The sequence below is a fragment of the Stenotrophomonas sp. PS02301 genome, from assembly GCF_029959485.1.
GTDB classification, from domain to species: domain Bacteria; phylum Pseudomonadota; class Gammaproteobacteria; order Xanthomonadales; family Xanthomonadaceae; genus Stenotrophomonas; species Stenotrophomonas maltophilia_Z.
The window spans coordinates 1-14,091 of sequence record NZ_JASCOO010000106.1; the positions used below are offsets into that span (position 1 = coordinate 1).

Genomic DNA, 14,091 nt, shown 5'->3' on the forward strand with positions numbered 1-14,091 from the left:
TTTTCACCCTTTCAAAACACGGGCTTGCGATCGGGGCGGCGTGTCCGCGTGTCCGCGGACACCGGACCGGACACTTTCGTTAAGCCGACAGCGCCCAAGCCGCCGGGGCGGCCACGCTAGAATGCGAGGCTAACCAGCTGGGATCTGAATCTATGTGCGGCATTGTGGGAGCGATCGCGCATCGCGACGTGGTACCGGTCCTCATCGAAGGCCTGAAGCGACTGGAATACCGGGGCTACGACTCCTCCGGCATTGCCGTGATCGATACCGCCGCCGCCGAGCCTGATGTCCGTCGTGTGCGCCGTACCGGCCGGGTGGCCGAGATGGAGAAGGCCGCCACGAGCGAAGGTTTCCAATCGCTGCTCGGCATCGGCCACACCCGCTGGGCCACCCACGGTGGCGTGACCGAGGCCAATGCGCACCCGCACATCAGCCACGGCGTGGCACTGGTCCACAACGGCATCATCGAGAACCACGAAGAACAGCGCGAGAAGCTGCGCGCGCTGGGCTACACCTTCGAGTCGCAGACCGACACCGAAGTGATCGCGCACCTGATGCACCATCACCTCAAGGAAGGCGACAGCCTGCTGGCGGCGCTGCAGCGCACGGTCAAGGAATTGACCGGTGCCTACGCGCTGGCGGTGATGAGCCGTGCCGAGCCGGAGCACTTTGTGTGCGCGCGCATGGGCTGCCCGCTGCTGGTCGGCGTGGGCGAGGGCGAGAACTTCGTCGCCTCCGATGTCTCGGCGATCCTCCAGGCCACCCGCACGGTGATCTTCCTGGAAGAGGGCGACACCGCCGACATCCGCCGCGACGGCGTGCAGGTCTACGACGAGCACAACCAGCCGATCGTGCGTGAGGTGCACCTGTCGGATGTGTCGCTGGCGTCGCTGGAGCTGGGCCCGTACCGCCACTTCATGCAGAAGGAAATCCACGAGCAGCCGCGCGCGCTGGGCGACACCATCGAAGCGGCGATCGACGCCGGTGGCTTCCCGGCGACCCTGTTCGGCAAGAATGCCGAAGCCGTGCTGTCGGGTATCGAAGGCGTGCAGATCCTTGCCTGCGGCACCAGCTACTACGCCGGCCTGACCGCGCGTTACTGGATCGAAGCGATTGCCGGCCTGCCGTGCAGCGTGGAAGTCGCCAGCGAATACCGTTACCGCGCCGCCTATGCGAACCCGAAGCACCTGATCGTCACCATCTCCCAGTCCGGCGAAACGCTGGATACGATGGAAGCGCTCAAGTACGCCAAGTCGCTCGGCCATCTGCATACGCTCTCGATCTGCAATGTGCCCGAGAGTGCGATTCCGCGCGCCAGTGAACTGGTCTGCTACACCCGTGCCGGTGCCGAGATCGGTGTTGCCTCGACCAAGGCCTTCACTACGCAGCTGGCGGCACTGTTCCAGCTCACCGTGGTGCTGGGCAAGCTGCATGGCCGCATCGATGCCGTGCAGGAAGCGGACTACCTGGAGCAGCTGCGCTTCCTGCCGGGCAGCGTGCAGCACGCGCTTAACATGGAGCCACAGATCGCCGCATGGGCCGAACGCTTCGCACGCAAGAGCAGTGCACTGTTCCTGGGGCGTGGCCTGCATTACCCGATCGCGCTGGAAGGCGCGCTCAAGCTCAAGGAGATCACCTATATCCACGCCGAGGCGTATCCGGCCGGTGAGCTCAAGCACGGCCCGCTGGCGCTGGTGGATGAGGACATGCCGGTGGTGGTGATCGCCCCGAACGACAGCCTGTTGGAGAAGGTCAAATCCAACATGCAGGAAGTGCGTGCGCGCGGTGGTGAGCTGTTCGTGTTCGCCGACCAGGACAGCAACTTCGTCGAGTCCGACGGCGTGCATGTGATCCGCACCCCACGCCATGTGGGCGCGCTGAGCGCCGTCGTGCACACCATCCCGGTGCAGTTGCTGGCTTACCACACCGCACTGGCCCGCGGGACAGACGTGGACAAGCCGCGCAACCTGGCCAAGAGCGTGACGGTGGAGTGATGTGTCCGCCGCCGACGCGGCGCTGACACGTATCCAGGGTGGCCCTGCGGGGTCACCCTTTTTTTTGTGCGATCAGCCTGTTGCAGAGCCACCCCATGGGGTGGCTACCCGGCAATCGGTACCGGAACTTTAGTCTCACCCTGCGGCGGCATTCAGCGACGGTTTTAGTCACGGTGCCATTCTCAGGGTCGTTCACGCTTTCCACGACGAACCGTCCCAGATTTGCAAACTCCTGGCCCAGGGTGCGGTCGTAGAATCGAGTGACCGAGGACCGCGTGGCACTGCCACCGACCTCGCTGCAACCAGGCGCATCTCTCGACTTCAGTAACCTGTAACAGGAAACAAGAATGAACGTCCGCGAACTCCTGCAATCCAAGAAAGAAGCCATCGTCACCATCGATGTGGAAGACACCATCGGTGCGGCCGCGCACAAAATGAGCGCGCACAAGATCGCCGCCCTGGTGGTCATGAAAGATGATGCGCCGGTAAGGATCGTGTCCGAGAAGGACATCGTGCGCAGCCTTGCGGAAGATGGCCCCCAGGCGGGCCGCCGGGTCATTTCCAGCCTGCCGTCGGCCGGGCTGGAAGGCATCGGTCCGGACGCGACGCTCAAACAGGCCATGGCGCTGATGACGTACTCCCGCCATCGTCACCTGATGGTGACCGAGGGCGCCAAGCTGGTCGGCATCCTGAGTCTGGGCGATATCGTCAAGAATCTCCTCAGCGAACTGGAGCTGGAAAAGGCGGTGCTGCAGGACATCTACATGGCCGCGCACTGAGATAGCGCCATCGACATTGACGGGCATTGCCGGCCACTGGCCGGCAACCCCGTACGAGGTCAGTGCTTGCGGTTGATCTCGACGAGCTGCTCAAGGTCATTCTTCAGCAACCGATAGGCGCCATCGCGCGCCTCACCGTCCGGTTGCCGCAGCACCCACGATGGATGCACCGTCGCAAAGGCGCGCGTGCCGTCATCCAGGACGTGCCAGCGCCCGTGGTTCGCCATCAGGTTGAAGCCCGCACCGAACACGGCCGTGGCCGCGGTGGCGCCCAGGCAGACGATCACCTGCGGCCGCACGTTCTCGATTTCCCCCATCAGCCACGGGCGGCAGGCGTTGATGTGGGTGATCTGCGGCTTGCTGTGGATGCGTCGCTTGCCGCGTCGTTCAAAGCGGAAGTGTTTCACCGCGTTGGTCATGTAGAGCGTGCGGCGATCAATGCCGAGCTCGCGCAGCGCGCGGTCGAGCAGTTGACCTGCCGGGCCGACGAACGGATGGCCGCTGAGGTCTTCGCTGTCGCCCGGCTGCTCGCCCACCAGCATGATCCGCGCATCCTGCGGGCCTTCGCCGAATACGGTCTGCGTGGCCGGTTCCCAGAGTGGGCAGCGCCTGCAGGCGGCGGCCGCATCGCGCAGCGCATCGAGCGTGGCCGGTGGGGTGCCCGGCGCTGGCGTTGGTGATGCGATGGATTCCGGGATACGTCGCCGCGGTGCCTGCGCCTCCCGGTCGTGCATCTCCTGCACGCGATCGCCGGCGTCGCGCACCAACTGCGGCAGCAACGTGGCCTCCGGCAGGTGCTTCCAGTATTTCGCCGGCATCTCCTGCTGCATCATCCGGGTGTTCAGACGTGCCGGATTGAAGATGTTGGCGTAATAGGTGCGCCACAGTTCTTCGCGTGCATCATCGACCGGCGCATCGCTTTGGCGGCCTCCGGGACCGAACGACAGCACCTGCCCATCCCAGTGGGCGCTGCGCCCCGGGGTGAGGATCGCCCAGCGCATCCCGGCGAAGCGGCGCGCGAAGAAGGGTGCGACGCGGTCGACGATATGGTGCTCGGGCTCGAACCAGGCGATGAACGCATCGTCCTGACCCGGCACCTCGCGGAAGCGTACGAACGCCTTCATCTTGTGGGTGTCGCGGCGCACCGCCTGGGTCAGTGCCATGGCCCGCAGCACGTCCGCATCGGCCGGGTTGGAGAGCAGGCTGCGTTCGCCGTGCGTGATGCGCCAGAGCATGCGATACAGCAGCGGCATCCGTTGTGGATCGCGATGGCACAGGCAGGTGGCAGCCAGTTCGATGAAGGCTTTGGACACCTGGATCGGTGCCTCGGCCGAGGCCAAGGAAGCGGGATCGAGCGCCGGCAGTGACGGCGCATCCAGCAGCGACGCATCCTCGCCCTGCAGCCAATCCAGCTGATCCGGTGCGACGGCGTGGCGCAACGCCAGCCGCGCCGCCGTGCGCCACGCCTCCAGCGACCACACCGGATCGACCCGCACACTCCAGCGCGCCATCTCAGTGCGCGGCCGCGTCGGGGAACAGCGAGCCTTGGCGGGGCGGCGGCGCCACCCGGGCGCGCAGTGCCGCCGGGTCGTCGAGCGCGCGGTGCGGGTGATGGTCGGCCAACTGCACGAACGGCAGCAGTTTGCTCATCGGCGCGCGCAGGCGGGCCACATCGGCCACCCGCAGACGCCCATGCCGACGGGCCATCAGCACCCGCTTGACGTTGCGCACGCCCAGCCCCGGCACGCGCAGCAGCAGTTCCTTCGGCGCCAGGTTGAGATCGACCGGAAAACGCTCGGGATGGCGGATCGCCCAGGCCATCTTCGGGTCGATGTCCAGATCGAGCATGCCGCCCTGGGTGGTGCTGGCGATCTCGTCCACGCCGTAACCGTAGAAGCGCAGCAGCCAGTCAGCCTGGTAGAGGCGATGCTCGCGCGCCAACGGCGGTGCCTGCAGCGGCAGCGCCTTGCTGGCATCGGGGATGGGGCTGAACGCCGAATAGTAGACCCGGCGCATCCGGTAGTTGCCGTATAGATTGTCGGCCGCGCCGAGGATCTGCTGGTCGCTGGCACCGTCGGCGCCGACGATCATCTGCGTGCTCTGGCCAGCCGGTGCGAACCGCGGCGCGCGTGCGCGGCGGCCGCGCGCTGCGGGCGCAGGTGACGGGGCCGATGCGCTGGCGGCTGGCTGGGATTTGCCTGCTTCCTTGGCCTCCTCGATGCGCCAGCGCAGTTCGCCCATCGCGCCGCGGATCGATGGCAGCGATTTCTCCGGCGCGAAGCTGGCCAGCCCAGCCTCGGTCGGCAGTTCGATGTTGATCGAGAGCCGGTCGGCATGGCGGCCGGCCAGCGCGAGCAGTTCCGGCGAGGCTTCGGGAATCGTCTTGAGGTGGATATAGCCGCTGAAGCGGCGTTCCTCACGCAGGACGCGCGCGATCTCCACCATCTGTTCCATGGTGTAGTCGGCATTGCGGATGATGCCGCTGGAGAGAAACAGCCCTTCGATGTAGTTGCGCTTGTAGAAATCCATCGTCAGCGCGACCACTTCCTCCACGCTGAACCGCGCCCGCTGCACGTTGCTGGAGACGCGGTTGACGCAGTACGCGCAGTCGTAGATGCAGAAGTTGGTCAGCAGGATCTTCAGCAGCGACACGCACCGGCCATCGGGCGTGTAGCTGTGGCAGATCCCCATCCCCTCGGTGCTGCCGATGCCGCGCGATGCGCGCGAATCGCGCTTGCCTGCGCCACTGGAGGCGCAGGACGCATCGTATTTCGCGGCATCGGCAAGGATGGCCAGTTTGCGGATCGTCTCCATGGAAAAGACCGTACCGGGGCACGATCTCATCCAGTGAGACGCATCAGATACTCCCTGAAGAATTCAGGTTCCGCCTCAGCCTTCGAAGCTCACCTTCACCGAGTCCGCGCTGTAGGTGGCCGGCCCATGGAACACCACTTCGATGTTGTTGCCATCCGGATCCAGTGCAAACGCGGCGTAGTAGCCGGGATGGTACGGCCGCTCGCCCGGTGCGCCGTTGTCCTTGCCGCCGTTGGCCAGCGCCGCGCGGTGGAAGGCCTCGACCGTGGCGCGGTCGCGGGCCTGGAAGGCGAGATGGTGGCGACCGGTGAGCTGGCCGAGTGCCGCCTCGCTGTCCGGTGTGGAAACGAACAGCTCGTCGGCCCAGAAATAGGTATCGCCTTCACCGGCGATCGGGATGCCGATCGTGTCGAACACGGCGTGGTAGAAGCGGCGGCTGGCGGCCAGATCCCTGACCACCAGTTGCAGGTGATCGATCAGGCGGCCGCGGTGCAGTTCCATCGTTTCCATACCGACTCCGTTGGGTAGTGGGACGGGCGCAGGTATACCACCGCAGGCCCCGCGTCGCATGGCCGCGGTGTCGACCTTGCTGACCAGGCGCCGGCCTGTGTCGGCCTGTGTCGGCCCAGGCCCTTCCGCCCGCCCGCGCGCTGACCTACGCTGCGCACTGGCGTCATGAACGCGCAGGCGGAGGAAGCACGATGCTGTGGATGGTGATGATGGCCCAGGCGGTCGCCGGCGACGCGGGCTACGACCAGGTGCGTGCATGGGCGCAGCGCGATGAGGCCAGCCTGGCCCCGGCGGCCTATGCGGAGATGCTGGACAGCATGAGCCGGGTGGGTGGGGCCGGCTTCACGCGCTGCATGCCGACCCCCGCGCCGGAGACGCTTGCCGCGTTCACCGTGGTGTTGCAGCTGGATGCGCAGGGCAAAGTGGTGCGGACGTGGCGCGAAGGCGACGCGGCTGTCGCGCGTTGTGTGGACGCAGGGTTTGCGGGGAAAACCCTGTTCGTGCCACCGCAGGCGCCGTTCTATGCGGCGTTCGAGTTCCAGGTCCAGCCGTAGCGCCCGCGACGCGCCGATGGAGGCCGGCGCGTCGCGGAGCGTCGGGATCAGGCGATCGGGGTGTTGGAGATGATCTCCACCCAGTAGCCGTCCGGATCCTTGATGAAGGCCAGGTGCTTCATGCGGCCGTCTTCCAGGCGCTTCTGGTAAGGCACCTGCAGCTCATCGAAGCGCTTGCAGGCGGCCTGGATGTCCGGCACGGACACGCAGATATGGCCAAAGCCGCGCGGGTCGGTATTGCCGTTGTGATAGACCGGGCCGTCCTGGTTTTCGGTGCCATGGTTGTGGGTCAGTTCGAGCACGCCGGGGAGGCCGGCCATCCACACGCGACGCGCGTCGTCGCCCTCGGGGATCTGCGTGTCGGCCGGCAGCAGCGCCAGGAAGTACAGGCTGAACTCGGCCTCGGGGAAGTTGCGCAGGTCGATCAGGCGGAAGCCGAGCACGCGGGTGTAGAAATCCAGCGAGGCGGTGGCGTCCTTGACGCGCAGCATGGTGTGGTTGAACACGAAGCCGGCGGTCTCGGCAGGCACGTCGGCAGCGACGCCGGGGTGCTCGCGGAGGGAGGCGGGAAGGGTCATGGGAGAGGTCCTGTCACGATGAAAAGAAGCGCGATGACGCGCGTGCGGACAAGTTTACGGAACGCGGGTGAGGTCTGGACAAACGCCTGACAGGGCCACGCAAAAAGTTGCATGTGTAACGAGCGATCGATATCCATCGTTGCTTGTAAAAATAGAGGCGACATCGCGCCCGAACAGGCATGGTGGCGCTTGGCGGCGACGTGCGCGCTGGCTATGCTGCAACGCAGGATGGACGCTGGCGAGTGCGCCGGGTCGATGCGGGTGGCATCGGCGGGAAGGGAGCCGGCAGAGGCCGGCAGGACGGATATCTGCGTGGGGAAACGCGCAGCCGGCAAGGGAGACGCCGACGTCGTAAAGGGGGAGGGGAGTTGACGCGCCCCGACCGACGCGCTATTCAATGTTTTGTATATACAAATAAACCGAGGCTGTTGAGCGCCCCATGTCCTACCGCTTGATGCTGCCATTGCTGCTGATCGCTCTGCTGGGTGCCGATGGCGTCCTCGGTGCGTGGGCGAGCACGCGCATGGCCCTGCATGCGATGAGCGGCAGCGGTTCACTGGTGGCCGCGCAGGACGGTACGGCGGGCGAGGCCTGCGACCTTCCCCCGCAGGACGCCGCACCGGCGCTGGCCGCTCATGGCGACCACGAGCGCAGCAAACACCGCGGGGATGCCGACTGCGCGGACCGCGCGGCCTGCGATTGCGTCTGCGTGCTGACCTTCTATCCGCCTTCGGCCACCACGCTGTTCGCCACGCGGCATTCACCGATCTCGATGGACACGCTGTTCCCGCCGCTGGAGGTTCCACCGCGGAAGCTCTCGCGCGTCTTCCGACCTCCCATCGCCTGATCTTGTCGTTCCGGCGTCGATACGGCGCCTGATGTGATCCGCCGTGGCCATCGTGGCCCGCGGATCTTGCCACCAGACAAGACCCCAAGCGGGAGAGAGAACATGTACGTCAAGACCCATGCCCTGGCCCTGGCCATCGGCACGCTGCTGAGTGCGGCCGTCACCCCATCGCTGCACGCGCAGGAAAGCCAGCCCGGCCAGGCCGGCGCACGCACCCTGGATACGGTCCAGGTGACCGGCAGCCACATCAAGCGCGCCCAGTTGTCCGGCGTCGGCCCGGTCAGCGTGATCGATGCCGAAACCATCCAGCGCTCGGGCGCCACCTCGGTGGATACCCTGCTGCAGCGCCTGCCGGCCTCGGCCGGTTTCGCGGGCAGCCAGAGCAACGCCTACTGGGCCGAAAACGGCTACGGCACGACCCAGGTCAACCTGCGCGGCCTGGGCATCAACCGCACGCTGGTGCTGCTCAATGGCCGCCGTATCGTCAATGGCGGCACCGGGGCCAACAGTTCAGTGGATCTGAACATCATTCCGGTGGCGCTGATCGAGCGCGTTGAAGTGCTCAAGGACGGCGCCTCGGCCATCTACGGTGCCGATGCGGTGGCCGGCGTGGTCAACATCATCACCAAGAAGGGCTTCGACGGGGTGCAGGCCTCGGTACGCTATGGCGAAACCACCCGGGGCGATGGGGATGACACGGCGGTCGATCTGGCCTGGGGCGTGACCGGCGAGCGTGGCTCGTTGATCGCCGGGATCAACTACGCCGAAGGCGGCACCGTGAACATGGCCTCGCGCGCGCCGTGTGGCTTGATCGAATCGGGCGGCAAGCTGGTCTGTTCGGGCAGTTCGGCGACGATCGGTGGGCGCGCGTTGCTGGCCGATGGCGCGCGCATCAACTTCCGCCAGAACCCGGGTGATCCGCTGTTTGAAACCTACAACGCGGCCAAGCACAACTACAACGGCAATCCCACGCTCAACGCGGTCAATCCGATCAAGCGGCTGAGCCTGAGTGTGTTCGGCGACAATCAGCTGAGTGACAGCGTGCGGGTGTTCACCGAACTGATGTACACCAACCGCCAGTCCGATCAGCTGGCCACCGCCGGTTCGCTGGGGGTCTATCGCCCCATCAACATCGCTGCCAACCACCCGACCAATCCCACCGGGCAGGATCTGCTGCTGCAACGCCGGCGCCTGGAAGAAGCCGGCCCGCGACACTTCTCGCAGGAGACCAATACCTACCGTGCCGTCGTGGGTCTGCAGGGGCAGTTCGGCGTCGGCTGGGACTGGTCGACGGCCTTCAACCTGGGCCGCAACACCGGCGTGGACGGCTCGGACAATGTGGCCAACCTGGATCGCGTCGAGCAGACGTTGAACCGGGCCATCTGCAGCCCGCTGCCGGGGGCCGCGATTCCGTGCGGCAACTACCTGGGCTATGGGAATCTCTCCAGGGAGGTGCTGGATTACATCCTCTACACCTCGCGCGATACCGGTGGCAACGAACAGAAGAGTTTCACCGCCAGCCTCAGCGGCCAGCTCGTGGAGCTGCCCGCCGGCTGGGTGGGCGTGGCCACCGGCGTGGAAGTGCGCAAGGAGCGTGGCTGGCGCAACCCGGATATGCTGACCGCCTTGGGCATCGGCAACACCAACCAGCAGGACCCGATTTCCGGCGCGTACACCGCCAAGGAGGCGTACGTGGAACTGGCGGTGCCGCTGCTGCAGGACAGCGTGATCGCCGATTCGCTGTACCTCAACCTGGCCGCGCGCCTGTCCGATTACGATCTGTTCGGCCGTGACATGAACTACAAGGTCGGCCTGGATTGGCAGGTCAACTCCACGCTGAAACTGCGCGGTACCTATGCGACCGCGTTCCGTATTCCGAACATTCCCGAACTCTTCGGGGGCATCTCCGAAGGTAATCTGACCACCACCGATCCGTGCAGCCGCTGGAGCAGCCTGCCGGCCGACTCGGTGGTGCGGGGCAACTGCCAGGCGGCAGGGGTGCCGGCCAACTACGTGCAGCCGGGCAATACCATCCTGACCACCTCCGGGGGCAACGCGCAGCTCCGCCCGGAAGACGCGACCTCGGTCACCGCGGGCGTGGTGTGGACACCGACGTTCCTGTCCGGGCTCACCTTGACCGCGGACTACTACAACATCCGCATCACCAATGCGATCCAGCGCGTGGCGGGCTCGACCAAGCTGGCGATCTGCTACAACACGCCAGGCCTGGCGCATCCGTTCTGCGATGCCAGCAACTTCACCCGCAACCCGCGCACCGGCGAGGTGGATTTCCTGTCCTCGCAGCCGGTCAATGCCGCCAACGAACGCGCCACCGGCGTCGACCTCGGCGCGCTGTACGAGTTCGGGCTGGCCGGGGTCGATGCCAGCGTCAGCATCGATGCCTCCTACCTGCATCGCTACGACGTGCGTCCCTACGCCGGCGCGGCGGTGATCGAGTACGCCGGCAAGATCACCGGTGGCCGTGGCAGCTATGCGAAATGGCGCGCGCTGGGCGCAGTGAATCTCTCGCGTGAGGCATGGTCGGGCAGTTGGACCGCGCAGTACATCGGCCGCACCGACGACATCAATGCCGCGCGTGGCGCGATTGGCGACCACGCGCCGAGCGTGGTGTATCACAACCTGCAGGCCAAGTACGCCGCGACGCCCGCCCTGGACCTGACCGTGGGTCTGGACAACGCGTTCGACAAGAAGGCGCCCTTCATCCAGAGCTACACCGACGCCAATACCGACACGATGACCTATGACCTGCTGGGTCGTCGCTGGTATGCCCGCATCGGCTATCGCTGGTGATTGCGTGCGCCCCGCCGGTTCGCCGGCGGGGCGCCGTTCCTGAGAGAGGATGAAGACGATGAAACCCGCATTCTGGGCACGACGTGCCCACAAATGGATCGGCCTGATCGTGGGCGTGCAGGCCCTGCTGTGGATGCTCAGTGGCGTCTACATGACGGTGGTGCCGCTGGACGTGATCCATGGCGATCACCTGGCGCATGCGCATGGCGAGGTCCTGCCACGCGCCAGCGAACGGGTCGCCCCGGCCGAGCTGACCACGCGTTATCCCGGGCTGCGTTCGTTCCGGCTCACGCATGTCCTGGAGCGAGAGGTGTTCGATGTACGCGACGCCACCAGCAGATTCCTGGTGGACGCGCGGACCGGCGAGCGGCTGCCGCCGTTGGACCGGGACCAGGCGATCGCACTGGCGCAATCGCTGTATCAGGGAGACGGGCAGGTCAGCCGCGTGGAATGGATCACCCGGGCCCCCGCCGAAGCGAAGACCCGGCCGGTGCCGATGTGGGCGGTGCATTTTGCCGACCGCGGCGACACCACGCTCTACCTGTCGCCGGCCAGCGGTGATCTGCTGGCGCGCCGGCACAGCCTGTGGCGCTGGTTCGACTTCCTGTGGATGTTCCACATCATGGATTACGAAAACCGCACGGACGTCAACAACCTGCTGCTGCGCATCGCTGCCATCGCCGGGCTTGGCTTCGCGCTCAGTGGCGTGTGGCTGCTGTTCTACAGCTTCGGTTCGCGGAGGTCGGCATGACACCGTGGATGCGCACGCTGCACAGATGGCTCGGGTTGATCGTCGGCCTGCAGTTCCTGCTCTGGCTCGGCAGCGGCCTGATGATGAGCCTGCTGGACCCGCAGAAGATCAACGGCACCGCGCACCGCGCGGCCGAGCCCGCGCTGCCGGCCTGGCCGGCCACGACGCTGGCGCCGGCCGAGGCGCTGCGGGCCGCACGCAACGAGGCGGCCACACTGGATACCGGCTGGCTGCTGGACCAGCCGGTGTACCGGTTGCTGTCACCCCAGGGCACCGAGCTGATCGATGCGCACAGCGGCAAGCGCATCGAGATCGACCCGCGCTGGGCCCTGCGGCTGGCACAGGCCTCGTATCGCGGCAGTGGCGTGCCGGCCGATCCGGTCCATCTCGAGAAAACGCTGGAAACACGCGCCCATCCCGATCCGGTCTGGCGCGTGGATTTCGGGGATGAGGCCGGTACCTCGGTGTACGTCTCGGCCCAGAGCGGCCAGGTGCTGGAGCACCGCAACGATACCTGGCGCCTGTTCGACATCTTCTGGATGTTGCACATCATGGATTACACCGAGCGCGCCAACTTCAACAATCCCCTTGTGGTCGGCATGGGCATCGGGGGGCTGTGGCTGTCGTTGACCGGTCTGTGGCTGCTGGTGGCCAGCGTTCACCTGCGCGAGTTCATCCCGCGGCGCTGGCGGCGCCGACGCCAGCTGGCGGTGTTCGCGCCCGGTGGCACGCATCTGCGCACGGTCACCGCGGCCAGCGGCGACAGTGTGTACGTGGCGCTGGCCCGCGAAGGTGTCCACCTCCCCTCCAACTGCGGCGGTGGGCAGAGCTGTGGGTTGTGCGAGGTCCGCGTGCGTGGGGCGGCGTCGCGGGCCACCGCGGCCGATCGTGCGCACCTGCCGGCGGCCAAGCTCAAGGTGGGCAGCCGACTGGCCTGCAACCTGGCGGTGGATGAGGATCTGGAGATCGAAGTCGCCGGTGGTGCCAGCCTCTGGACCGAGCACTGGGCAACCGTTGAAAAGGTGGAGGCGGTGACGCCGTTCCTGCGCGAGATCCATCTGCGCCCCGACCATCCGGCCGATGCGCAGTTCCAGCCGGGCTGCTATCTGCAGCTGCATGTCCCCGAGTACACGGTGGCGCGCAGCGGGCTGTGGCATCCCGCCGAACACCGGCAGGACTGGGACAGGCTGTCGCTGCCGCCGACGCTGCACAACCGCAGCGAGGTGCGCCGGTCGTACTCGCTGTCCTCGCCCGTGGGCGATGTGCAGGGGCGGCTGCTGCTGCTTGCACGGTTCAGTCCCGGCTGGCAGGACAACAAGCGGCATCCGCCGGGCAAGGGCTCCACGTATCTGTACACGCTGCGCGAGGGTGACCGTGTGCGCTACAGCGGCCCCTTCGGTGATTTCGCCTTGAGTGGGGCCGCGCGCGAGAAGGTGTTCATCGGTGCCGGGGCCGGCATGGCACCGCTGCGGGCGATGATTCACCAGCGGCTCGGCGAAGGAGGGCAGGAGCGTATCCACTATTGGTACGGCGCCCGGAACGCACGCGATTGCCCGTATGACCTGCAGATGCAGGCGCTGGCCCAGCGGCATGCCAACTTCAGCTGGCACCCTGTGTGGTCGGAGCAGGCCGGCGGTGCGTGGGCAGGCAGGGATGGCGCGGCGGCTCATGTGCACGAGGTGATGCATGCGCATCTGCTGCAGGCGCATCCGGAGCTGTCCGCCTGCGAGTTCTACCTGTGCGGACCGCCGGCGATGCTGGCGGCCACGCGCCAACTGCTGCAGCGGCTGGGCGTCGACGAGGCGCGGATCGCCTACGACGACTTCAAGATCTGATCGGTCAGGCCCTGCCGGCCGTGTGCCGGCAGGGCGATGCGGATCAGGGGTGCTGCGAGAACCCGCTGACCTTGCCGTCCTGTTCCAGCAATCCGACCGTGAACGACTGCCGGTAGCCATCCGGCGATTCCATGCCAGGCGAGCCGATCGGCATGCCAGGCAGCACCAGGCCGCGCGCCGTGGGGCGTTCGCTCAGCAGGCGCTGGATATCGGCGACCGGAACATGGCCTTCCACCACGTAACCCTCCACTTCGGCGGTGTGGCAGGAGAGCATCTCGTCGGGAATGCCCAGGCGCTGCTTGATGGCGAGCATGTCCTCGGTGTCGTTGACCCGCACCGGGAAGCCGGCGGCGCGGACGTGCTCGACCCATACGCCGCAGCAGCCACAGTCCGGACTCTTGTGCACGGTGATCAGGGGCAGGTCCTGCGTTGCCGCCGCGACGGAGGGCGGCGACACCGACGCTGTGCCTGCGGTGGTGGTACCGGGCGCTGCCTGGCAGGCGCTGACCAGCAGGGTGGTGCTGAACAGCGCGAGGGCCGGCAGCGCGGTCCTGTTGAAGAAGTTCATGACGTTTCCTTTCTATGGAGATGGCCGCGCACGGCAGCGTTGCCGTGCGC

Annotated in this window: 12 protein-coding genes; 7 read left to right on the plus strand and 5 right to left on the minus strand. The window is 66.6% G+C overall.

Annotated features, from left to right (window positions below):
- The first annotated feature begins 152 nt into the window (after nucleotides 1-152).
- Both glmS and QMX81_RS18165 read left to right on the plus strand, forming a co-directional pair.
- On the plus strand, nucleotides 153-1,994 hold the full coding sequence (glmS, locus tag QMX81_RS18160) for a glutamine--fructose-6-phosphate transaminase (isomerizing) (protein ID WP_121040048.1): 1,842 nt from the start codon (nucleotides 153-155) through the stop codon (nucleotides 1,992-1,994).
- Between the two features lie 347 nt (nucleotides 1,995-2,341).
- On the plus strand, nucleotides 2,342-2,773 hold the full coding sequence (locus QMX81_RS18165; protein WP_088433777.1) for a CBS domain-containing protein: 432 nt from the start codon (nucleotides 2,342-2,344) through the stop codon (nucleotides 2,771-2,773).
- Nucleotides 2,774-2,832: 59 nt separating this feature from the next.
- On the opposite strand, the gene QMX81_RS18170 is transcribed toward QMX81_RS18165, so the two are convergent.
- The 3 genes from QMX81_RS18170 to QMX81_RS18180 all read right to left on the minus strand — a co-directional run bounded on the left by QMX81_RS18170 (nucleotide 2,833) and on the right by QMX81_RS18180 (nucleotide 6,097).
- On the minus strand, nucleotides 2,833-4,284 hold the full coding sequence (locus QMX81_RS18170) for a UdgX family uracil-DNA binding protein (protein WP_282263551.1): 1,452 nt from the start codon (nucleotides 4,282-4,284) through the stop codon (nucleotides 2,833-2,835).
- Between the two features lies 1 nt (nucleotide 4,285).
- Nucleotides 4,286-5,587 (minus strand): putative DNA modification/repair radical SAM protein, encoded by a 1,302-nt coding sequence (locus QMX81_RS18175; protein WP_152152312.1) that lies wholly within the window; start codon nucleotides 5,585-5,587, stop codon nucleotides 4,286-4,288.
- A gap of 75 nt (nucleotides 5,588-5,662) precedes the next feature.
- Nucleotides 5,663-6,097, minus strand: coding sequence for a VOC family protein (locus QMX81_RS18180; protein ID WP_152152310.1), 435 nt, complete (start codon nucleotides 6,095-6,097; stop codon nucleotides 5,663-5,665).
- A 191-nt stretch (nucleotides 6,098-6,288) separates the two neighbouring features.
- On the opposite strand from QMX81_RS18180, the gene QMX81_RS18185 reads away from it, so the two are divergent.
- Entirely contained in the window at nucleotides 6,289-6,651 is a 363-nt protein-coding gene (locus QMX81_RS18185; RefSeq protein ID WP_088433781.1) for a hypothetical protein, read from the plus strand.
- A gap of 47 nt (nucleotides 6,652-6,698) precedes the next feature.
- Here the strand turns inward: QMX81_RS18185 and gloA are convergent, their stop codons facing one another.
- On the minus strand, nucleotides 6,699-7,229 hold the full coding sequence (gloA, locus tag QMX81_RS18190) for a lactoylglutathione lyase (protein ID WP_282263557.1): 531 nt from the start codon (nucleotides 7,227-7,229) through the stop codon (nucleotides 6,699-6,701).
- A 439-nt stretch (nucleotides 7,230-7,668) separates the two neighbouring features.
- Between gloA and QMX81_RS18195 the strand changes: the two genes are divergently transcribed.
- The 4 genes from QMX81_RS18195 to QMX81_RS18210 all read left to right on the plus strand — a co-directional run bounded on the left by QMX81_RS18195 (nucleotide 7,669) and on the right by QMX81_RS18210 (nucleotide 13,473).
- Entirely contained in the window at nucleotides 7,669-8,076 is a 408-nt protein-coding gene (locus tag QMX81_RS18195; protein ID WP_282263559.1) for a CopL family metal-binding regulatory protein, read from the plus strand.
- Nucleotides 8,077-8,178: 102 nt separating this feature from the next.
- Nucleotides 8,179-10,887, plus strand: a complete 2,709-nt coding sequence (locus QMX81_RS18200; protein ID WP_282263561.1) for a TonB-dependent receptor — start codon at nucleotides 8,179-8,181, stop codon at nucleotides 10,885-10,887.
- 58 nt (nucleotides 10,888-10,945) lie between these two features.
- Nucleotides 10,946-11,638, plus strand: coding sequence for a PepSY domain-containing protein (locus QMX81_RS18205; protein WP_121041249.1), 693 nt, complete (start codon nucleotides 10,946-10,948; stop codon nucleotides 11,636-11,638).
- Nucleotides 11,635-13,473: a 2Fe-2S iron-sulfur cluster-binding protein gene (locus QMX81_RS18210; RefSeq protein WP_121040027.1), complete on the plus strand. Its 1,839-nt coding sequence runs from the start codon at nucleotides 11,635-11,637 to the stop codon at nucleotides 13,471-13,473. Before QMX81_RS18205 ends, QMX81_RS18210 begins: the two co-directional genes overlap by 4 nt.
- 43 nt (nucleotides 13,474-13,516) lie before the next feature.
- Here the strand turns inward: QMX81_RS18210 and QMX81_RS18215 are convergent, their stop codons facing one another.
- A complete protein-coding gene (locus QMX81_RS18215; protein ID WP_282263565.1) occupies nucleotides 13,517-14,041 on the minus strand; it encodes a DUF411 domain-containing protein in 525 nt (174 codons plus the stop codon).
- Nucleotides 14,042-14,091 lie beyond the last annotated feature (50 nt).